Annotated in this window: 20 protein-coding genes; 19 read left to right on the top strand and 1 reads right to left on the bottom strand. The window is 41.8% G+C overall.

From position 1 onward, the window contains the following. Window positions 1-65 precede the first annotated feature (65 nt). The 14 genes from WQ57_RS18440 (at window position 66) to WQ57_RS18375 (ending at window position 14,776) form a co-directional block, all read left to right on the top strand. Window positions 66-665, top strand: coding sequence for a sugar transferase (locus WQ57_RS18440; protein ID WP_046525233.1), 600 nt, complete (start codon window positions 66-68; stop codon window positions 663-665). Between the two features lie 49 nt (window positions 666-714). After that, window positions 715-1,869 carry a DegT/DnrJ/EryC1/StrS family aminotransferase gene (locus WQ57_RS18435; protein WP_046525232.1) on the top strand — a complete coding sequence of 385 codons (1,155 nt, stop codon included), beginning with the start codon at window positions 715-717 and terminating at the stop codon, window positions 1,867-1,869. Window positions 1,870-1,923: 54 nt separating this feature from the next. Next, window positions 1,924-2,655 carry a YveK family protein gene (locus tag WQ57_RS18430; protein ID WP_046525231.1) on the top strand — a complete coding sequence of 244 codons (732 nt, stop codon included), beginning with the start codon at window positions 1,924-1,926 and terminating at the stop codon, window positions 2,653-2,655. Beyond that, window positions 2,645-3,334 carry a CpsD/CapB family tyrosine-protein kinase gene (locus tag WQ57_RS18425; protein WP_046525230.1) on the top strand — a complete coding sequence of 230 codons (690 nt, stop codon included), beginning with the start codon at window positions 2,645-2,647 and terminating at the stop codon, window positions 3,332-3,334. The genes WQ57_RS18430 and WQ57_RS18425 overlap by 11 nt, the downstream gene beginning before the upstream one ends. A gap of 39 nt (window positions 3,335-3,373) precedes the next feature. After that, window positions 3,374-4,636 carry an O-antigen ligase family protein gene (locus tag WQ57_RS18420; RefSeq protein WP_046525229.1) on the top strand — a complete coding sequence of 421 codons (1,263 nt, stop codon included), beginning with the start codon at window positions 3,374-3,376 and terminating at the stop codon, window positions 4,634-4,636. 31 nt (window positions 4,637-4,667) lie between these two features. Continuing rightward, window positions 4,668-5,057 carry a hypothetical protein gene (locus WQ57_RS18415; protein WP_046525228.1) on the top strand — a complete coding sequence of 130 codons (390 nt, stop codon included), beginning with the start codon at window positions 4,668-4,670 and terminating at the stop codon, window positions 5,055-5,057. A gap of 71 nt (window positions 5,058-5,128) precedes the next feature. Continuing rightward, window positions 5,129-5,755 carry a phosphotransferase gene (locus WQ57_RS18410; RefSeq protein WP_046525227.1) on the top strand — a complete coding sequence of 209 codons (627 nt, stop codon included), beginning with the start codon at window positions 5,129-5,131 and terminating at the stop codon, window positions 5,753-5,755. A 76-nt stretch (window positions 5,756-5,831) separates the two neighbouring features. Beyond that, window positions 5,832-7,361, top strand: a complete 1,530-nt coding sequence (gene murJ, locus WQ57_RS18405; RefSeq protein WP_046525226.1) for a murein biosynthesis integral membrane protein MurJ — start codon at window positions 5,832-5,834, stop codon at window positions 7,359-7,361. A gap of 77 nt (window positions 7,362-7,438) precedes the next feature. Then, window positions 7,439-8,572, top strand: coding sequence for a glycosyltransferase family 4 protein (locus WQ57_RS18400; protein WP_046525225.1), 1,134 nt, complete (start codon window positions 7,439-7,441; stop codon window positions 8,570-8,572). Window positions 8,573-8,603: 31 nt separating this feature from the next. Next, window positions 8,604-9,449, top strand: a complete 846-nt coding sequence (locus WQ57_RS18395; protein WP_241481581.1) for a glycosyltransferase family 2 protein — start codon at window positions 8,604-8,606, stop codon at window positions 9,447-9,449. A gap of 80 nt (window positions 9,450-9,529) precedes the next feature. Further along, window positions 9,530-10,453 (top strand): beta-1,6-N-acetylglucosaminyltransferase, encoded by a 924-nt coding sequence (locus WQ57_RS18390; RefSeq protein ID WP_046525224.1) that lies wholly within the window; start codon window positions 9,530-9,532, stop codon window positions 10,451-10,453. Window positions 10,454-10,509: 56 nt separating this feature from the next. Next, on the top strand, window positions 10,510-12,441 hold the full coding sequence (locus tag WQ57_RS18385) for a right-handed parallel beta-helix repeat-containing protein (protein ID WP_046525223.1): 1,932 nt from the start codon (window positions 10,510-10,512) through the stop codon (window positions 12,439-12,441). An 83-nt stretch (window positions 12,442-12,524) separates the two neighbouring features. Further along, complete coding sequence (locus WQ57_RS18380) at window positions 12,525-13,802, top strand: type III PLP-dependent enzyme domain-containing protein (protein WP_338151911.1); 1,278 nt, start codon at window positions 12,525-12,527, stop codon at window positions 13,800-13,802. Between the two features lie 14 nt (window positions 13,803-13,816). Beyond that, window positions 13,817-14,776, top strand: coding sequence for an ATP-grasp domain-containing protein (locus WQ57_RS18375; RefSeq protein ID WP_046525222.1), 960 nt, complete (start codon window positions 13,817-13,819; stop codon window positions 14,774-14,776). Between the two features lie 16 nt (window positions 14,777-14,792). Here WQ57_RS18375 and WQ57_RS18370 read toward each other — a convergent pair whose 3' ends face one another. Then, window positions 14,793-15,146 (bottom strand): DUF192 domain-containing protein, encoded by a 354-nt coding sequence (locus tag WQ57_RS18370; RefSeq protein ID WP_046525221.1) that lies wholly within the window; start codon window positions 15,144-15,146, stop codon window positions 14,793-14,795. A gap of 263 nt (window positions 15,147-15,409) precedes the next feature. Between WQ57_RS18370 and WQ57_RS18365 the strand changes: the two genes are divergently transcribed. The 5 genes from WQ57_RS18365 (at window position 15,410) to WQ57_RS18345 (ending at window position 20,047) form a co-directional block, all read left to right on the top strand. Next, window positions 15,410-16,771 (top strand): glycosyltransferase family 2 protein, encoded by a 1,362-nt coding sequence (locus WQ57_RS18365; protein ID WP_052948814.1) that lies wholly within the window; start codon window positions 15,410-15,412, stop codon window positions 16,769-16,771. A 51-nt stretch (window positions 16,772-16,822) separates the two neighbouring features. Next, on the top strand, window positions 16,823-17,116 hold the full coding sequence (locus WQ57_RS25770) for a DUF5658 family protein (RefSeq protein WP_052948813.1): 294 nt from the start codon (window positions 16,823-16,825) through the stop codon (window positions 17,114-17,116). Window positions 17,117-17,449: 333 nt separating this feature from the next. Beyond that, a complete protein-coding gene (locus WQ57_RS18355) occupies window positions 17,450-18,481 on the top strand; it encodes an ABC transporter ATP-binding protein (protein ID WP_046525220.1) in 1,032 nt (343 codons plus the stop codon). After that, entirely contained in the window at window positions 18,456-19,244 is a 789-nt protein-coding gene (locus tag WQ57_RS18350) for an ABC transporter permease (protein WP_046525219.1), read from the top strand. The genes WQ57_RS18355 and WQ57_RS18350 overlap by 26 nt, the downstream gene beginning before the upstream one ends. Window positions 19,245-19,255: 11 nt before the next feature. Next, window positions 19,256-20,047 carry an ABC transporter permease gene (locus tag WQ57_RS18345; protein ID WP_046525218.1) on the top strand — a complete coding sequence of 264 codons (792 nt, stop codon included), beginning with the start codon at window positions 19,256-19,258 and terminating at the stop codon, window positions 20,045-20,047. Window positions 20,048-20,252 lie beyond the last annotated feature (205 nt).

The following is a 20,252-nucleotide window of genomic DNA, read 5'->3' as shown; positions in this document are numbered from 1 at the left end:
AGACGGAACCAACTCCCATAGTGTCTAACGGCCCGTAAAATATGGAGGATAGGTGGCTTTAGAGAATGAAAAGAATTCTGGATATATTTGTTTCCCTGTCCCTGCTGATCCTTATGTCGCCCGCAATGCTTGTCATCGCGATTCTCGTAAAATATAAACTTGGTGCACCAGTCATATTTAGACAGCAAAGGCCAGGGTTGAATGGACAGCCTTTTTACTTGTATAAATTCCGCAGTATGAACGAGCGGCGTGGCTTAAACGGAAAGCTGCTGCCGGATGCGGATCGGGTCACGTCATTTGGACTTTTGCTAAGAAAATACAGCCTGGACGAATTGCCGCAGTTATTCAATGTACTTAAAGGCGACTTAAGTTTAGTAGGCCCGCGGCCTCTATTAATGGAGTATCTCCCGTTGTACTCAGAAGAACAAGCGAAAAGGCATATGGTACGGCCGGGAATTACCGGCTGGGCCCAGGTGAATGGCCGGAACACCATTACATGGGAAGAAAAGTTTGAATTGGACGTTTGGTATGTCCATCATCAGTCTTTTTTTCTAGATTTAAAGATAATCTTGCTGACTTTTAAAAAAGTGCTCCGATCTGAAAACATCAACCTCAACGAACCTGATTTTACCGGAACAAAGAAAAAGGAAAGAGAGAGTGGTTAATTTGGATATATCAAACACTAATAGAAGAATCTTTCTCTCATCTCCCCATATGAGCGGTAACGAAATGAAGTACATTGATGAAGCGTTCCGGGATAATTGGGTTGCTCCTTTAGGGCCAAATGTTGACGCGTTTGAACAGGATATAGCTGAGCTTGTCGGAGTAAAAGGGGCAGTTGCCGTAAGCTCTGGCACTGCGGCCATCCATCTGGCTTTATCTTTGTTGGATGTCCAAAAGAATGATGTTGTGTTCTGTTCGAGCCTAACCTTTGTGGCTACTGCCAATCCCATTCTCTATCAAGGCGGCGAGCCAGTTTTTATTGATTCCGAGCCGGAAACTTGGAATATGTCTCCTGAAGCATTGGAGGAAGCCTTTAAGGATGCTGAAAGAACGGGAAAAATGCCGAAAGCAGCATTAATCGTCAACCTGTACGGGCAATCGGCCAAAATGGATGAGCTTTCAGCCATTTGCCGTGAATACGGTGTACCAATCATTGAAGATGCTGCGGAATCCCTGGGTGCTGCCTATAAAGGGAAGGCAAGCGGTACTTTTGGGGAATTTGGGATTTATTCTTTCAACGGCAACAAAATCATTACCACTTCCGGAGGCGGGATGCTTGTTTCCAACAATACCGAGGCATTGGGCAGAGCGAGGTTTTTGGCCACACAGGCAAAGGATCCCGCCCCTCATTATCAGCACAGCCAGCTGGGATATAACTATCGCTTGAGCAATATTCTGGCCGGGATTGGAAGAAGCCAGCTGGAAGTGCTTGCCAGCAGGGTAAACCAAAGGCGGGCAGTCTTTAAAACCTACAAGAGAGAACTGGCTCATTTTCCCGGCATCTCTTTTATGCCAGAACTGGAGGATACCTTTTCCAACAGGTGGCTAACTGCTTTAACCATTGATGAAGGGCTGGCAGGGCTGTCTCCCGTCGATTTGCTCAACTTACTGGAGCAGGAAAATATTGAAGCCAGGCCGGTCTGGAAGCCGCTGCATCTGCAGCCCCTGTTCCAAAACTATAAATACTTCCCTCATGGCAGGACTGAGAGCGTATCAGAGCGGCTCTTCAAGCGAGGGATTTGCTTGCCGTCTGGGTCAAACATGACACTTTATGACCAAATGAGAGTTATTGCCATTGTCAAAAAAGCGCTAAGCAGTAAAGTCCGCTGCAACAATCTTGAAAATATAGACGAACTAAGCGGCTAATCTCAAGGCGAACGAAGCAACTTAGTATCTATTAAAATTAAACCGGAGGAAATTATGGGTGAAACCGTCAATCTAGTACAGTTGTTCACAATTCTTAAGAAGAGATGGAAGATCATTGTCCTCTTAACATTAACCGCAACAATCCTTAGTGCTGCGGTTACCCATTATGTGTTGGTTCCTGCCTACCAGGGAACCACACTCATTCTGGTAAACCAGAAAACTTCAGAGAATCAAATTGACTTAAGCCAGGTAAGTGACAATGTGGAACTGATTAATACGTACAGTGTCATCATAAAAAGCCCCGTTATTTTAAAAAAGGTGATTGAAGATCAGAACCTTTCACAAAGTGTGGAACAGCTTAACCAAAAAATTACGATAACCAGCCAGGAAGATTCCCAAGTATTTTCGCTGACAGTAGAAGACAGTAATCCGGAAACGGCGGTTAAAATTGCGAACTCTGTTTCCACAACTTTTCAGCGAGAGATTCCCGGAATCATGAAAGTCGATAACGTCAGTATTCTTGCTGAAGCAGAATTAAAAGAAAACCCTGTGCCAGTAAGCCCCAATTTATTATTCAATCTTGTGGCAGGCTTTGTGGTAGGAGCGCTAGCGGGAGTCGGAATCGCTATGCTGATTGAAATGCTGGACAATACTCTTAACAATGATCAAGATGTAGCCGCCTGCCTCGGACTTCCGGTGCTGGGATCTGTTCAAAAGGTGTCAGCGAAGGACTCATCATCCGATGCCTTGGCAAAAAAAGTAAGGGGTGAAACACTTGAGTCGTAAAACGAAGCGCAGGCAGAAAAACCCTGTATCCCTAATAGCGCATACCAATCCGATAGCTCCCATCACAGAGCAGTACCGTCTTATAAGAAATAATATTCACTATTCCTCAGTTGATAAAATAATCAAGACCGTTTTCGTAACATCTGCAGACCCTGCCGAAGGAAAGTCGACTACTGCTGCCAATCTGGCAATCGTCATGGCCCAAAAAGGAAAGAAAACTATTCTAGTGGATGCAGACTTAAGAAAACCGACTGTCCATTATTCCTTTACCGTTAGCAATATGGAAGGACTTACATCCGTTTTGGCGAAGGAAATCAGTTTGGAAGATACAGTATTGCGAACGAATGTCCCGAACCTTGACATTATCACAAGTGGCCCTATTCCTCCTAACCCAGCGGAACTTTTGGATTCAAAAGCAATGGAGCTATTGATGGGCGAGTTAAAAGAAATGTACGAATATATAGTGATTGACTCGCCGCCCATCCTTGCTGTCACAGACCCTCAAATTATGGCCACTAAATGTGACGGTGTCGTTCTGGTGGTTGCCAGTGGGAAGACCCAAAAGGACCGGGCAGTAAAAGCCAAGGAATTGCTGGAAAGGTCAGGTGCTAAAATAATAGGTGTGGTTGTAAATGGAGTAGAGGAAAAACTGGAGGGCTATTATGGCCATTACCGGTAAATAGATAGTTGGTGATTACTAGAGAAGGGAGTAGACTGCATGGTGGCTCACACGCTTGAATGGAATAGGACAGAGGCTGGGAGAAGTGTTTGGGTCACTCTGTCGATCTTTTTTACGGCGATTTTACTTCACCAATCAAACGTCATTTTTGGCGTGAATCTGTCGTTTGCAGACTTTTTTTCTATTTTTATCCTTGTGTTTCTTATATGGAACAAGAGGCTGCTAGTTCCGATGACTCCACTGGTCTTTTTTATAGCCATTTCCTTCATGGTTTTAGTGACGGCGGCTTTTTATATCCCTATTAAATTTATGCATGAGCCCGCACCTGCCAGGATAGTAAGTGATTATATAAAACTGCTGGCCATATTTTTTTACTTCATCATTGGCTATAACTTGAGTCAAATAAATTATTTGAAGGAAACAATAAGATGGTATTCATATTTTGGAATGCTGATTGGAATAGTTGGAGTCTGGCTGACGTTTCTTAATATCCCTCTGTTTACAGACATTTTATATTTTGCAGAAACCCGTTTTAGAGGTCTTATGATTGATCCTAATTATTTTTCCGTATTACAAATCACGGCTATGGTTTATTTCACTAGAATGGAGAGCATCAAGACCCGCTACAAGCTGCTTGCAGCCATATTAACGTTGCTGTCCGTACTGGTATCAGGCTCGAAGACGGGAATCATTACATTACTATCCTATTCTCTTATAAGGCTGGTTGAATATCTATTCTTAAAACAAAAAAAGCTGAATGTCCTGGTTTTCCAGGTTTTTTTTATTGTTGTTCTTGCTTTGCTGGCTCCCTGGGCCATGCTTTTACTTGAAACAATATTTAGCGGCATCGCAGCCAAAATCCCTTCATTCGGCAGGGTATATTACCTTCTTACGGACTTCGGATCTGCTGTGTCAGAGGGGGGGTCTGGAAGAGAAGCCACTTGGAAAGCGGCATTACAAGTTATCCAGCTATCACCGTTGATTGGAGTTGGCATTGGAACCTATACATCTCTTGCCTGGCAGATGTTTCACTATGATAATGTAGCCCATAATACATTTTTACAGCTAACCGCTGAATGGGGTATTCCGCTTGCGGTTTTATTTTTTATTTATGTCTTTTTTATACTGGGTAAAGCAACACAATCAAAAATGAATAACGAAATAAATCTTATTTTGCGGGATATGATTATTATTCTATTAATTGGATCCCTGGCCATTTCTTTAAATAATGCCCGGGTGCTTTGGTTATTTCTAGGGGCAATAGTGTTTTCATTGAAAGACAAAAACGCGGTCACAAAATAGTAAATATAAAACAGTCGGGTGTGGATGGATTATGATCGCAAGGATTAACAATTATCTGAAAGGTAAAAAAGCAGTAATTCACGGCTTTTACGAAAGTGCAGAGTATATGAGCCCAGGATCCTATACCTTCAACGAATCCATTAAATATATTACCAGGGTTGATGAGGAACCCAAAGCTGCTGGGATAATTCAAAGTTTTTATCGGAATTCCCTGCTGAAATATATGGTTAGGTTCGCAAAGGGTGTACTTTTTAGAAAAAGACTGGAGTTACCCCATAAAGATTTAGCAATGAATCAGTTTTTGGGTACCGTTTATGTTCCGTTAGGAGCAGTAATGGATATAGCGATAAAAGGATTTTTGACTTTAGTAATAAGAAAGTGCTTACGATTTTATCGGATAAAAAGAATTATCAGTCAGTAATTGATAATTATGAACATTTTCGAGAATTCTTCGCCTTGCCTTCCCTTTTATTTGTCAATGAGGAAAAATTAATGCTTGCAGAAGAACTTATAACCTTTCACCCAACGAAGGATTGGGTGGATGAAGACTTACTAAAGGTTATGGAAGATGTCTTTAATCGATATTATCATTACTTTTGTTCCTGTTTGGTGAAAGGGACGTACCCTTTTGTGACACCAATAAGCCTTTTTAAATCGGTGCCAAACAATAGGGACACAATTTTTATTTGGAGCGAGATAGAGGCTGATTTTCAAGAAATGAATGTTCCTATGTTAAGACTGCACGGAGATCTCTGGACCGCCAATACGTTGTTGGATAAATCTGTCGGCGAAATTTATTTCATCGATTGGGAGTTCTCCAACTACCTTTTTTTCTTTTATGATTTTTTTAATATGATGTGGGTGGAGTTTTATATTAATAAGAACGATCTTTTCTTGAATCAGTATGTAAATGGAGAATATGACCATGAGATGGAGAGGGCTTTTACATTATTTGGACTAGATTTTAAACAGCAAGCAAGAATGTCTTATTTTAACCTATATTTCTTGAATTATTATGCAATGAGGCTAACCAAAATGGACCTGAAATCGAGAAAAGCCTATATAAAACAGTACAAAAAGCTTTTAAGGCAAATAAAGTGCAGGCCATCCATTAACTAGTCCAGCACTAATAAGCATCTAAACATATAGGGGGCTCTTCCCTCCTTTGTTAATAACAATGTAAGTAGGAGATTAGATGAAAAAAACAGTTATTATTTTAATGTTATTAACAATGTTTTCCAAGGTACTGGGTTTTATTAGGGATATAGCCTTATCCTTCTTCTATGGTGCTTCAACTGTAAGTGATGTTTACTTAATATCCTTAACTATTCCTACGGTTATATTCGCAATTATAGGAAAAGGAATCTCAACAGGCTTTATACCAATGTATACCAGAATTGAAGGCAGTGATGGCACAAAAAAAGCACATCAATACACCAATAATGTTGTTAATTTAGTATTGGTCATCTGTACCTTCATCTTTATAGCGGGACTTAATTATACAGAACCATTGGTTAAGCTATTTGCTTCAGGATTTAGGGGAGATACTTTGGAGTTAGCCATTGATTTTACCAGAATATCCTTGGCAGGAGTGTACTTTACGGGGGTCATCTATGTTCTTACCGCTTTTCTGCAAATAAAAGAGGTATTTATCATATCTGCACTTATGGGCCTTCCCTCCAATTTTATCGTGATAGGCTCTTTCTATTTAAGTTCCGAAACCAATATTTATATCTTGTCCTTTGGAAGTGTATTGGCTATTGCCTCCCAGTTTATCCTCTTAAGCTTTTATGGCTATAAGAAAAATTATCGGTACAGACCGAGATTAGAGATTCATGACAAAAACCTTCGTAATATGGTTGTGCTGGCTCTTCCCGCAATATTAGGATCGTCAATTGCGCAAATAAATTTATTAATAGACCGGACCTTAGCCTCCCATATTGCAGTGGGGGGCATTTCAGCATTGAATTATGCGAATACAATCAACCTTGTAGTCTTAGGGGTTGCTGTATCATCCATTACATCTGTCCTTTATCCTAAAATTTCAAAAATGGCCGCGGCACATGATATGAAAGAAATGAAAAAATATTTAGCTACAGGTGTCAGTGCCATCAATATCATTGTGTTGCCTGCCACAGTGGGATATATGATTTTTGCCGAGCCTATCGTTCAGCTCTTGTTCGGGAGAGGAGAGTTTAATCAACAAGCAGTTTCGTTAACGGCAAATGCTTTGTTTTATTACTCCATTGGTATGATCGGCTTAAGTCTTCAAATGATTCTTTCAAATGCATTTTACTCTCTTCAAGACACAAAAACGCCAATGGTGAATTCCTCAATTTGTTTACTCCTGAATATTGTTTTAAATCTAATATTATCGAGATACATGGGCATCGGAGGCCTTGCGTTGGCCACAAGCATTTCCGCTGTATTTTGTTCTGTTCTTCTTTTCGTGAGTTTAAGGAAAAGGGTTGGTGACTTTGGTGGAGAAGCGATGTTGCTATCGTTTATAAAAATATTGGTTGCTTCATTAATCATGGGGGTTAGCAGTAGGTCTGCTTTTGAACTTCTCCTGAACTTCTACAGCCAAACCAACTCTTTATTCGTATCAGTTTTCCTTGGGGGGGTTATGTATTTCGTTCTGATTTCCTTCATGAAAATCAAGGAAGTGAATATAGTGCTTCACGAAATGCAAAACAGAATCTATAAAAGGAAAAAAGCATCCTAGCTATATCTATCGAGAGTAGGATTCATGTCTGAGCTGCAAGACTGTTTTTTCACTGATTTTATAGGGAGTTGGTAAAAATGAAGTTGTTATTTGTAACAACTATTTCAGATACCGTAAATGCTTTTTTAGTGCCGCATATCAGATTCCTGATTGAACAGGGAAATAAGGTTGGTGTTGCATTTAATATCATTCAGGAAGTAAACCCTGAACTGCTTCAGCTTGGATGCAAGGTCCACCAAGTGGATTTTCAGCGCAACCCTTTGGCGGGTGAGAACCTATCAGCTTATAGGAACATAAGAGAGATCATTATGACGGAAGAATATGAATTGGTTCATGTTCATACACCTGTTGCTTCCTTCCTGACTCGTTTGGCTTGCAGGAACATCAGAAAGGTGAAGGTTTTATATACCGCACATGGATTTCATTTTTTTAAAGGGGCACCCAAGAAGAACTGGGCAGTCTATTATACAATTGAAAAAATTGTGGCACGATGGACGGATGGTGTAATCACCATGAACGGGGAGGATTTTGAGGCTGCCAAAGGGTTCAAGCTTAGAAAAAGTAACTCGATATACAAAGTGCATGGTATAGGCCTTGACTTGAAAAAATTCAGGCCTACGACGAACGAACAGAAAATCACGTTAAGAAGAGAATATGGTTACAATGCTGAAGAGTTTATCCTAATTTACGCTGGGGAGCTAAGCTACCGAAAGCATCAGGATTTACTGATAAAGGCCATAAGCATAGTTAAAGAAAAGGTTCCAAGGGTAAAGCTTCTTCTCGCAGGAGATGGAGACCGGCTGGAGGAATATAAGGAATTAACAGACACTTTAGGAGTTGGGAGGCACGTTGATTTCCTGGGGTATCGAAAGGACATTCAACGTTTACTGGCAATGGCCGACCTGGCAATATCCACATCCAGACAGGAAGGACTCCCTGTAAATGTAATGGAGGCAATGGCGACAGGTTTGCCGCTTATTGTTACAGACTGCCGCGGGAACCGTGACTTGGTCACCCCCGGTAAAAATGGTTTTGTGGTTGGCGTAGATGATGTGGAGGCCTGTGCCAAAGGAATAATAGAGTTATACTACTCTAAGGAATTAAGAATGAAATTTGCTCAAAAAAGCAGGGATATGATTGAAAAATATTCGCTGAACCAAGTGATTGGCGAGATGAAAGAAATATACTCCAAGCATTCAGTAAAATGCTGAGATTTGATGCATTTAATAGGGTGGTGAAGGTTTGAGAAAAAAAGTTTCTATTATAATGGGAATTTATAATTGTGAGAAGACACTGGCAGAGTCTATTCAATCCATCCAAAACCAAACATATCCAGAGTGGGAGCTCATCATGTGTGACGATGGCTCAATTGACCGGACAATGGAAGTGGCCCAGGGATTTGTAAATGAAGATGCGAGAATCAAACTGATAAAAAACGGACAAAATGTGGGCCTGGCCAAAACATTAAATCATTGCTTAGAGTATTGCACTGGTGACTTTATCATGAGGCATGACGGAGACGATATCATGCTTGATCAGAGAATGGAAAAACAGGTTAATTACATGGGGGCCCATGACTGTGACGCGTGTGGTACCGGTGTTTATTTATTTGATCAAGATGGAGTCTGGGGAACCCGGCAACTAGTTGAAAATCCAACAAAAGAGACGATGATTATGGGAGCCCCTTTTATTCATCCGACTGTCATTATGAAACGTCAAAAGTTGATTGAAGCTGGAGGCTATTCCGATAACGAGGCTACCCGGCAAAGGCTTGAGGACTATGACTTGTGGCTAAAGTTTTACGAAAAAGGGTATGTTCTCCGGAACATTCAGGAGCCGTTACTTTACTTTCGGGAAGATAAAAACTCGTATCAGAGGAAAAGCAGAAGGTTCCGGCTGACAGAAACAAAAACCAGGCTGGGGGCGTGCAGAAGGTTAAATATTCCGTATTCCAAGCGGATTTTTGCACTTAAACCCTTACTTATCATGCTGGTTCCTAAAAGTAGCCTCAGGAAGTTTCATATTTGGAATTCCAATCAAGCGAGCCTGCCAGCTGAACTTACTAAATTCAATAAAGGTCAGAGGTAGGTTCTTTTTATATCCAATAGCCGGTAAAGCCGGAGTTGGCATGCATAAGGTCAAGAATTAAGCGAAAAGGGGCAGAGAAAATGGACTCGGCTTTGCAAACTGCATTCATATTGCAAGTTCATAAAAATCCGGAGCAGGTAAATCGTTTTATTGACCAGCTTATCGGAAGTGGAATAGCGGATGTGTATATTCACATTGATAAAAAAAGTTTGGAAAAGTTTAAAGGGAGAATCCTTACTGGCCCCCACGTGAAAATCTTGGATCAGTCTGTCGATTGCGAATGGGGAGATATAAGCCAGGTAGATGCCACACTCATGTTAGTTCGTGAGGTTCTAGCCTCAGGGACTCCGTATGACTTTGTTTGCCTGAGAAGCGGTCAGGACCTGCTCGTAAAAGAGGGGTTTAAAGGCTTTTTATCAGAAACCAGAGGGAAAGCATTTTTTACCTATAGAAAGATGGGAAGACACGAACTGGGATTGATGAAAATCAATTGGCCCAAAGTAGTGCGAAAAAGGTATACGACAGCCCATCCGGTAAGACTGTACAGGAGATTGCTATTAAGTTTGTACCGTAAAGGGATCAATATTTTTCCTAACCGCAATTGGTGGCCCAATGATTTCAGCTTTTATAAAGGTTCACAATGGTTCTCGATTCCGCTTGGCGCTGCCCAGTATATGATGGATTTTCTCGAAACAAACGAATGGTACTACAATTATTTTAAGAACACTCTTGTTCCGGATGAGAGCTTTTTTCACACGCTTCTTATGAACTCTCCTTATAAAGAGGATGTTATGAATAATAATTTATACTTTTTCAAGTGGGGTGAGGATTTGAGTGACAGGAATTCTCCTCAGAACCTAGAAAAAGACGATATCCCATTAATTGAAGGTTCCGGCCAATTTTTCGCACGTAAATTTGATGAAGAGACAGATTCGGCTGTAGTCGACTATTTCTCCAGTAAAGTCCGTTTTGAACACATTAAAAAATTGGTTCACTCAAGATAAGAAATAGCAGGGAGGCTGGCAGTATTGGGGCTAAAAATGGAAAGTGGAGGAACAAAATGCTGTTGCTGGTTATCCTGTTTTTATCGGCGGCAGCAGTGATTATTTTTGGAAACCATTGGGAAGGACAAAGGTTCACGATTCTACTAGGTGTAAAAAAGGAACCCATATCCTCCCTCATGATTGATAATGAGCAAATAAGCTTGCTTATACAAGAAAGTTATCAACCTTTCGTGATTTTGAAGGGAGAAGACGGCTCAAGAATAAATGTGGCCGAACATAGCCGGTATTCGACTTCAGACCAAGGAGTAGCTGAGATTGAAGAATACGGATCCATCACAGCAAAATCCCCAGGAAATGCAACTATTTCTATTCATTATAAGGACTTTAAGAAAGAAATATCAGTTTCTGTCCAAAAAGAAAACCGGCAGGTAGATGTAAAAAAATATGGAGCTGTGGGAGACGGGATAACTGACGATACAATGGCCTTCCAAAGTGCTATTGATAACCTCTCAGCAAAAGGCGGGGGCGATGTCGTGGTCCCTGAAGGAGTCTACAGCTTACATCCACTATTTTTAAAACCTAATATTAATCTAGTTGGCGAGAATCGGGATACTGTCATTTTAAAGCTTGCGGATGATGTACCTGATGGCCAACACCGGCTGATCAACATGAATAACCATACGAAAGTTCAAAACATCACATGTAATGGTAATTATGTGAATCATCCCAATGGCAACGAGCATATGCACTGTATCTTTGCTTATGATAAGGATCACGTCGTTATCAAGGATAATAGGTTGATAAACGCTGTAGGGGATGGCATTTCAATTTCTGGCTCAGCCAAGACTAGCAACTATGTCACGATTTCCAATAATATTGTCGAAGAAAATCAGCGATCGCAAATCGTGATCGAACAAGTGAACCATCTGCGCATTATTGGTAATACAATTCGCTCGGAAACCGGGCGTCCCGGCATTCACTTTGAACCGTGGGAAAAGATGCAGTATTATGATGCCAATATTGCGAGAAATACTATCACGACCAATACAGATGGATACGCGGTGATGCTTACCGGCGGAGAGCCTGAAGGGGCAGGGCAATCAGCTTATTTATTTCATGGAATTGAGTTTTACCAAAATAAAATCAACAGTCCATCAGGTCTCTTGCGCATCATTGATACATCGGGAGTAAACGTCCATGACAATATATTGAATGTGAGATATATCCATGTCTGGAGAAAGAATGAAAATGTAAATATTATTAATAACATTATAAGTGGAAAGTCCGGCATTCTTCTGGAAGGGAGTGAAGAAGGGAGTCTCATATCTGCAGGCACCAAAATAATGGGAAATACTTTTCAGACCTCTGAACAGGGGATCTTCATTCTGGGCTCTGCAGTGAATACAGCCATCTCCAACAATATATTTGAAGGATCAGGGGAAAGTTCAGGAATAAAATTATTTGCATCGATAAATATAAATGATTTAACTATTACAGCGAATACATTTAGTCATTACGATAAAGGGGTTGCCTTTGACTATGATTCAAATAAGGAGGCAGCCATTCATAAAGTGGAGATCAGCAACAATCACTTTAGTCATATAAAAGATTATGCCCTTTATATTATGGGACCAGCCAACCTTATTAAAGTTGATAGGAATACTATCACCAATTCATCAGGAGCCTATATCTCCGCACACGCAGGTTACCCAATGTCCGCGATTGATATAACTAATAATATCATCACTGGGGGAAAGGCGGGAATTGTACAAACTGCATATGGAAGGGCGCTGCTGGATAGGCTAAAAATAACAGGGAATCATATTTCAAATGTTGAGGATGGTACCGCCATTGAGCTGGACACAGAAGAATATCCACCAGCAAATGTGACGATTGCCGAAAATGAACTAATCAACAATGCAAAGAATATCGGTGTTCCAAAACAACTGGAAAACTCAGTGTATAATAATAGCTTTCGCAAAAATTAATCTCGCTAATGAGCGCCAAGGTGTCCATGAACTGGTTCACCTAGGCGCTTTTTATTTAAAGTGGCGGAAAGGGGAGTGTTTTAGTGAAATTGCCTTGGGTTTCTACCAAAGAAATGTTGGACATTCAATCTCTTAGAGACTTGGAACAAAAGTACGGTTCATCTTTTTATTTACTCAACGTTACCAAGTTGAGAGAAAACTACCAAAAAATTTTTCAGGCTTTTCACAGCCGGTATGAAAACTTCATAATCGGCTATTCGTATAAAACTAACTATCTGCCGTACCTGTGCAAGGAGCTTTCAAAGATGGGGGCTTTTGCGGAAGTAGTCTCAAGGCTGGAATACGACCTGGCCATTAAAATAGGCGAGGACCCAAAGAGGATTATTTTTAATGGGCCATTAAAAACAAGGGAAGATGTCCATCTGGCTTTAAAAAATGAAAGCTTGATCAACATCGATTCTTTTTATGAAATCGACTTTATCAGGGAGTACGCTGCTGATAATCCTCGCCAATTAATTAAGGTAGGCATGAGGCTTAACTTCGATATTACACACAATGGTGAAAGTCCTCATCAGGATGGCTATGAAGTAGGAAGGTTCGGAATCTGTGTGGAAAACGGAAATTTTCACAAGGCGATTCATGAATTAAAGGCGATAGACAATGTGGAAGTGATAGGGTTGCACGGCCACTTCTCGACAAGTAAAAGGGAAGTTGAATCTTATCAAAAAATAACCCGAAAGCTTTGCTCATTAGCAAAAGAGTATCTCCGATCCACTATAGAGTACATAGATGTGGGCGGAGGCATTTACGGTGAGCTTCCCGAGTCTTTCAATTTGAATACACCTACTTTCGATCACTATGCAGAAGCCATTTGCGGGATTATGGATGAAGAGTTTCCCACGCAGGACAGTAAGCCTATCTTAATATTGGAGCCGGGCATCTCGATGGTTGCGAACGTTTTTACATTTGTCTCAAAAGTAATTGAAGTGAAAACGGTTCGGGATGTCTATTTTGTGCTGGTAGATGGGAGTGTCCATAATATCAAGCCAACCATGCATAAAAACAACCTGCCAATGAAAATGATTCGGCAAAAGGAATCGGCTAAAGAAAGAGGGGCTTTTCATATCGTAGGTTATACCTGCATGGAAAAGGATTATTTAGCATATGAAATAATGGGTGAACTGCCAGACCCCGGTGACTATATTATTTTTGAGAATGTAGGAGCATACACCATTGTCTTTAATCCGCCTTTCATAAAAGAACGGCCTGGAATTTTGGCTGTACACGACCATGAGGTTATTGAGGTCAGGAAACAGGAAACCATAAAGCAATTTTTCAATGAAGAAATCTATCGCTTTTAAAAGGGGATTAATAGATGAATATATTAATTTGCAGTGCAGGACGCAGGGTGAAACTAGTACAGTATTTTAAGGAAGAACTTAATAAGCTGAACGGAAAAGTGATTGCGGTTGATTGCGACCCGACAGCTGCAGCACTGCATCACGCTGACCACTATGAAGTTGTTCCTCGCATTAATCAACCGGAATATATCGATTGTCTCAAGGCATTGTGCAATAAATATAAGATCAATGCAGTCCTTTCCCTTATTGACCCTGAACTGGCATTGTTGGCGGGTTATAAAGAAGAATTTGAAAGTGCCGGAGTTAAAGTAATCATCTCCAATAGGGACGTGGTTAACGTTTGTTTTGACAAATATCTAACCTACCAGTTTTTAAGAGACCATCAGATACCAGCGGTTCCCACATATACTGAAATTCAAGAGGTCTTAAAGGACTTGGAGAATGGGGATATTGATTTTCCTTTAATTGTAAAACCACAAACCGGGAGTGCGAGCATCGGCATTCATAAAGTAGACTCATTGAATGAGCTTAGAAGGTATGAAGCAGAACAGAATAACTTCATCATCCAGCCTTTTATATCTGGTGAAGAATATGGCGTTGATTGTTATATCGATATGGTGAAGAGTGAAGCTACACATATCTTTATGAAGAGAAAAATAACCATGAGAGCTGGGGAGACAGATAAATCCATATCGGTAAACGATCCCGCTCTGAAGCAGCTTATTGAAAAATTGGTCCTGGCCTTAAAACCAGTCGGACCAATCGACATCGACTGTTTTAAAACAGAAGAAGGCTATTTAGTCTCCGAAATTAATCCAAGGTTTGGCGGAGGCTACCTTCATGCCCATGAAATGGGCTTCAATTTTGTGATGAGCATCATTACAAATTTGCAGGGCAAACCAAATGACACGAAAATTAATGACTACAAAGAAGGAACGACACTTGTAAAGTTCGATAATGTTATTCTCTTTTAATCTTACCCGGGCCGAGTTACTCGGCCTTCTTTTTCAGAAATGAATTAAAAGTAATAAAATCCCCCTTCTCCAACTTTAGCTTCCTAGCTGCACCAGCAGGCAATTCCACGACTGAATAGGCTTCTGGGACAGGTTTAATCACTTTCCAGGGCTGCAGATTTTCCACCTTTTTTATAATTCTTCCATCCTTATTAATAAACACAGCGTCAATCGCAAACTTCATAAAAAACATATGAATGGAATTGCATGGTGTAATCCATAAACCTTCTTCTACTAGTGGATCTCTCCTGAACATCAAACCCTTCAGTCTCATCAAAAAAGAATCTGCTACTTTAATAGAATAGTTAATCTCCTTTTTACTTTCCTCCATCCAAAAGCCCCCGTTCGAAATTGGTTCTATATAATGAATATAATCCAAAACCTCCTTTTTCTCAATAGTGAACAAAAATAAAATTTAACATTTAAAAAAGCTTTACTAATCGATAATTAAGTAATATTATTGTGTTAATTGGTTCATTATATAGAACAACACAAATCTTTCCATTGAGTTTCCTTGTTCTTTAAAATGAATTTATTTCCGAGGATTACTATTTGCGGTTAGAATACATAAAACCAGAAAGCAGGTGCCCCCTAATGAACACCTTCTTCACCATTTCTACCTTTGTCATTTTCACAATTTGCCTGATTTTCCCGCTCTATCATATGGTGAACGCACTGCTCGTCTTGCGGAAGAAGCCTTACTATATGAAGAAGCAAGTGGGGCTGAAGGAGAAGTCGCTTAGCATCCTCGTGCCTTGCTACAATGAACAGACTATCATGGACACAACGATTCTGGGAATAAATCATGTGAATTACCGAAATTACGAGTACATTCTAATCAATGATGGATCCACTGACCAAACGTTTGAAAGAATGGCAGAACTGCTGGATTTGGAGGTCCAGAAAATCAAGCCTCATCCTGGGCTGGAATTTGCCTCAGTCCATGGTGTTTACCGTTCCCGGAGAAATCCGCGGATCATAGTAATTGACAAGGTCAATGGCGGCAAGGCCGATGCGTTAAATGCTGGGATTGCTTATGCTTCCAGTGAACTGGTCGTCACCTTGGACGCCGACAGCATCCTCGATGAACAGGCATTGCCGATTATCAACAGGGCCTTTACCGATCCGCAATTAATCGCGGCTGGCGGCAATGTTCATATTTTGCAGGGCAGAAAATTTGAAAATAATGTTTTAAAACCTACCATGGTGGTAAAGACCATTGTTAAATTCCAAATTTTAGAGTACTTGAAAGGGTTCTTTATCTATAAAGCGTCATTGGCGAAGTCCAATGCCCTCTCCATTATTTCTGGAGCGTTCGGCGTTTTTAAACGGGATGTACTCCTGGAGGTGGGCGGTTATCGTAAAACGGTCGGTGAGGATATTGATATCACCCTTAAAGTCCAGAATTTCAGGAATGGCAGGAAGGGTTTAAAGGTCGCCTTTATTCCGGAGGCCATCTGCTATACCGAAGTTCCGGAAACGTGGAGAGATTTATTCAAACAGCGAATTCGCTGGCAGAAGGGGTTTATCGATTGTGTTGTCCTTTATATGAAGGAATTCATCCCAAACCTCTTTAGACATCCGCTTTCCTTCTTTTTTATTCTGGATGCTTTCTTTGCGGGGATTGTCTGTGCGTTTTTAACGGTAGCTGGTTTTATTTTCACCCTTTTTTATCACAATGACCTTAGTGTCCTATTGCTATACTTAACCGTTTATATCGCCGTAAGCCTGCTCTACAATGTCATCGCCATCCTGATTTCTTATTTTTATCAAAACAGCTTCTCTGTTAAGGACCTTCTGAATATAATGCTAGTGCTTGTCCTGGATATTGTTTTTTTCAGGCTTCTTACTCTCTTTTACACCCTTTATGGCACCATCCAGTACTTCCAGAACAAAGACGAATGGAATAAAGTGGCCAGAACAGGGAGAGCCTATCATTTGGAGCAGGCTGGCTGACGAAGTAATACCCATGTGTTCGTTATAACGTTACCACTGAAGGAGAATCCCATGAAAAAATTATTTCACTATCTCTCCCTCCTGAATCTGTTTGATGCGTTTGTGACCCATTACGGGCTTAAGAACGGATTGATTACGGAAAGCAATCCGTTTATGGACAGGGCCTATCAGGCTGACCCTGTCCTTTTTCTCCTGATCAAGCTTTCACTTTCGTGTTTGCTGTATGTATTTATTGCTTTTAACAAAGTGCCCGCAACTGTGCTTGTGAAGGGCGTGACCATTTTCGCCTCTGTCTGTTACACCCTCGTATTTGCCCTTCATTGCTGGTGGCTGCTTTTCTTATAGGAAGGAAAGCGGCTGCGGAGCGCCCGTTCGACGCCCTTCACACAATCCCTCCAAACTTTGTCGACAACTTTATGAACATTTACCAAAAATAAAAATATACAAAACTTTCCTGTGGAGTTATAATTTGAGAGTAAATGAGAAAAGGAGGCAGGAAAAATGATTGATTATAAAGGAAAGACCGCTGAAATTTCATATGAGTTAAAGATGACCTGCCTGTTTTTGTGCCGTTAAGCATACGTATGCCTGCATATGCCTAGCCACAGACATGCTTGTCTGTGGCTTTTTTGCGCGCGAAAACAGAATGTACGTTCCTATGTTGGGAGATGAAAATGGATGATTACCGTTGAAAATTTACAAAAAGAATATAAATTGGTAAAGCGCGACCCTGGGCTGAAGGGTGCTGTCAAATCGCTGTTTCACCGCCAATATGAAACCAAAAAAGCGGTGAAAGGAGTGGACTTTACCATAGGGCAGGGCGAGACGGTTGGATATATCGGCGCTAATGGAGCGGGAAAATCGACGACCATCAAGATGCTGACCGGAATCCTGACGCCTAGTGCCGGAAAGGTGACAGTCAACGGGCTCGTTCCCTATGAAAACCGCCAGGAAAATGCCCTCAGCATTGGCGCTGTGTTCGGTCAGCGGACCCAGCTGTTCTGGGACATTCCGGTGCGTGAGTCTTTTAATCTGCTCAAGCATATTTATGAAATTCCCGATCAGGAATTTGCCGAGACGGTATCGATGTTTACGGAAGTGCTGAATCTTGAGCCGCTCCTTGGCGTACCAGTGCGCCAGCTTTCACTTGGACAAAAGATGCGCTGTGAACTGGCGGCCGCTTTCCTGCACAGGCCGAAAGTGGTTTATCTGGACGAGCCGACGATAGGGCTGGACATTGCGGTGAAGGTGAGGATCCGCAAGTTCATCAAGGAAATGAACAAGATTTGGGGAACAACGGTGCTGCTGACGACGCATGACATGCAGGATATCGAAGAGATTTGCGACCGGATCATCATCATTGACGAAGGCCGGATTCTTTATGACGGCGGGCTGGAGGAAATTAAGGTGCAGTTCGGGCAAAAGCGGGTCATTCATTTTGACCTGCCGGAGCTTGACTCTCCTTTCATCCTACCTGCACCGCTGCTTGGAATGGCCGAGGTACTGCCAGCATCAGAGGGGGAAACAAAGGTAAGCTTATCCTTTGACCATGAACGGGTGAAAAGCTCATTTGTCATTTCGGAAATGATGAACAGATATGACATTCAGGACCTCACGATTGCCGACCCTAAAATCGAAAGCATTGTGGAAGAGCTTTACAACCGCAGGGAGCAGGGAGGAACGTATGAACAAGTATTGGCAAATAGCTAAAGTGAGGATGCAGGAGGACACGGCCTACTCTGCCTGGTATTGGGCAGGTACGGTTTCATCCATTCTTAGGCTCTTAGTTATTTATTATTTCTGGCAGGCCGTATACTCGAACCGGTCTGCCATCCAGGACATCGATTTGGAGACGATGATCACATACATCGTCGTGGCGATGCTGCTGCAGGGCTTTGTCGGCGGCGTCGGTCAGGATCTCGCTGAAAATATAAAGAACGGGAATGTTGCGATTGAGCTGATGCGGCCATATGACCTGATTTATAAAATGTTTGCTGTTGACCTTGGCTCGAAGCTGATGCATTTAATCAGGGGAACCATCCCGATGATGCTGGTCGCCTTCTTCTTTATGGATATACCGTTTCCGGGAAGCGTTGAAGCATGGCTGCTATTTATCATTAGTGCCGGCCTCGGCCTTTGGATTGGAACGTTTTTTGATTTTCTGGTAGGGGTGCTGGCTTTTTGGACGGTGAACATTTGGGGAGTGCGCGTGCTGAAGGAATCGCTGGTTACGTTTTTTTCGGGGGCTCTCATACCGATTTCGCTTTTTCCCGACTGGCTCCGCGTTATCACGGAGTTCTTGCCTTTTCAGGCGATGGTGTATTTGCCGGTATCGATCTACTCGGGAATGATATCAGGGACCGAAGCTTATTTGGCGGTGGGCCTGCAGCTGTTCTGGCTGATTTCATTCTACGTTTTGGTCAGGGTAATCTGGGCGCAGGCTGTTAAACAGATTACCATCTTTGGCGGATAGGAGGGGAAAACATGCGCCGCTATGCGAAATTGTACTGGGAGTTTGCCAAGAATCAAATGAAAGTAATGATGGAATACCGGATTGATTTTATAATCGGAGTACTTTCGGTGATGCTGGAGCAGTTTGCTTCGATTTTCTTTATTAAAGTGGTGTTTAATCATATTGAACAAATCAATGGCTGGTCTTTCTATGAAATCCTGTTCATCTATGGAATTGCGGCCACAGGACGGTCGATTCACCATATCTTCTTTGATAACCTATGGACGCTGGGCTGGCAGTATATCAGGCCAGGCCAGCTCGATCGCCTTCTGATTCGGCCAATCAACCCACTGTTCCATATCGTGGCTGACCGGCTTCACCAGGATGGATTTGGCCAGCTCATTATCGGACTGATTATCCTGGGTACTGCGATACCGCAGCTGGATCTGGCCTGGGGAGCGGTAGAAATCGCTTTGCTTGTTGTGATGATTATTTCATCCGGCATGATTTTTGTAGCTGTTAATCTGTTCTTCGCGACTTTTTCATTCTGGATGATTGACAGCCTGCCTGTCGTTTGGGCCGTGTTTAATCTCAGCGACTTTGCACGTTACCCGCTGACCATTTACCACAAAGGCATTCGTACGTTTTTAACCTGGATCATTCCCTATGGATTTACCGCTTTTTATCCAGCGGCTTATTTTATTGATAAGTCCGGCTTTAGGGAATTGGCTCTATGGACGCCTGCTGTGGCCCTGGTTTGCTGCGTAATCGCCTATTCTTTTTGGAACAGGGGCTTAAGGTCCTTTGCGAGTACTGGAAGCTAGTCATTTCTTTAAGGTTAAAATAGTGCTAAACTATTGAAAATATTTGTAAAAAAGTTTAAAATTTTCTAAAAATACCACCCTCAAACTCGAAGGCATTCTGCAGCAATATGATTTCAAGTGAATAATGCCTCCCTCTCCGCTTAATAGGCTTCGCTTTCTTCCTTTAAAGCGTCGGGGGTCAGGCACCGAAGGGGGACAGGAACCA

The sequence above is a fragment of the Mesobacillus campisalis genome (assembly GCF_000986785.1).
GTDB classification, from domain to species: domain Bacteria; phylum Bacillota; class Bacilli; order Bacillales; family Cytobacillaceae; genus Mesobacillus_B; species Mesobacillus_B campisalis.
Note: the sequence above shows the minus strand (reverse complement) of the source record. Positions and strands in the feature narration are given on the sequence as shown.

What these genes read in the sequence shown, in the direction of transcription:
- WQ57_RS18420 (WP_046525229.1), top strand. Translation starts at nt 3,374, where the DNA reads ATGGTGGCTCACACGCTTGAATGGAATAGGACAGAGGCTGGGAGAAGT.
- WQ57_RS18415 (WP_046525228.1), top strand. Translation starts at nt 4,668, where the DNA reads ATGATCGCAAGGATTAACAATTATCTGAAAGGTAAAAAAGCAGTAATT.
- WQ57_RS18375 (WP_046525222.1), top strand. Translation starts at nt 13,817, where the DNA reads ATGAATATATTAATTTGCAGTGCAGGACGCAGGGTGAAACTAGTACAG.
- WQ57_RS18385 (WP_046525223.1), top strand. Translation starts at nt 10,510, where the DNA reads ATGCTGTTGCTGGTTATCCTGTTTTTATCGGCGGCAGCAGTGATTATT.
- WQ57_RS18400 (WP_046525225.1), top strand. Translation starts at nt 7,439, where the DNA reads ATGAAGTTGTTATTTGTAACAACTATTTCAGATACCGTAAATGCTTTT.
- WQ57_RS18390 (WP_046525224.1), top strand. Translation starts at nt 9,530, where the DNA reads ATGGACTCGGCTTTGCAAACTGCATTCATATTGCAAGTTCATAAAAAT.
- WQ57_RS18350 (WP_046525219.1), top strand. Translation starts at nt 18,456, where the DNA reads ATGAACAAGTATTGGCAAATAGCTAAAGTGAGGATGCAGGAGGACACG.
- murJ (WP_046525226.1), top strand. Translation starts at nt 5,832, where the DNA reads ATGAAAAAAACAGTTATTATTTTAATGTTATTAACAATGTTTTCCAAG.
- WQ57_RS18345 (WP_046525218.1), top strand. Translation starts at nt 19,256, where the DNA reads ATGCGCCGCTATGCGAAATTGTACTGGGAGTTTGCCAAGAATCAAATG.
- WQ57_RS18355 (WP_046525220.1), top strand. Translation starts at nt 17,450, where the DNA reads ATGATTACCGTTGAAAATTTACAAAAAGAATATAAATTGGTAAAGCGC.
- WQ57_RS25770 (WP_052948813.1), top strand. Translation starts at nt 16,823, where the DNA reads ATGAAAAAATTATTTCACTATCTCTCCCTCCTGAATCTGTTTGATGCG.
- WQ57_RS18370 (WP_046525221.1), bottom strand. Translation starts at nt 15,146, where the DNA reads ATGGAGGAAAGTAAAAAGGAGATTAACTATTCTATTAAAGTAGCAGAT.
- WQ57_RS18440 (WP_046525233.1), top strand. Translation starts at nt 66, where the DNA reads ATGAAAAGAATTCTGGATATATTTGTTTCCCTGTCCCTGCTGATCCTT.
- WQ57_RS18430 (WP_046525231.1), top strand. Translation starts at nt 1,924, where the DNA reads ATGGGTGAAACCGTCAATCTAGTACAGTTGTTCACAATTCTTAAGAAG.
- WQ57_RS18365 (WP_052948814.1), top strand. Translation starts at nt 15,410, where the DNA reads ATGAACACCTTCTTCACCATTTCTACCTTTGTCATTTTCACAATTTGC.
- WQ57_RS18410 (WP_046525227.1), top strand. Translation starts at nt 5,129, where the DNA reads ATGCTTGCAGAAGAACTTATAACCTTTCACCCAACGAAGGATTGGGTG.
- WQ57_RS18435 (WP_046525232.1), top strand. Translation starts at nt 715, where the DNA reads ATGAGCGGTAACGAAATGAAGTACATTGATGAAGCGTTCCGGGATAAT.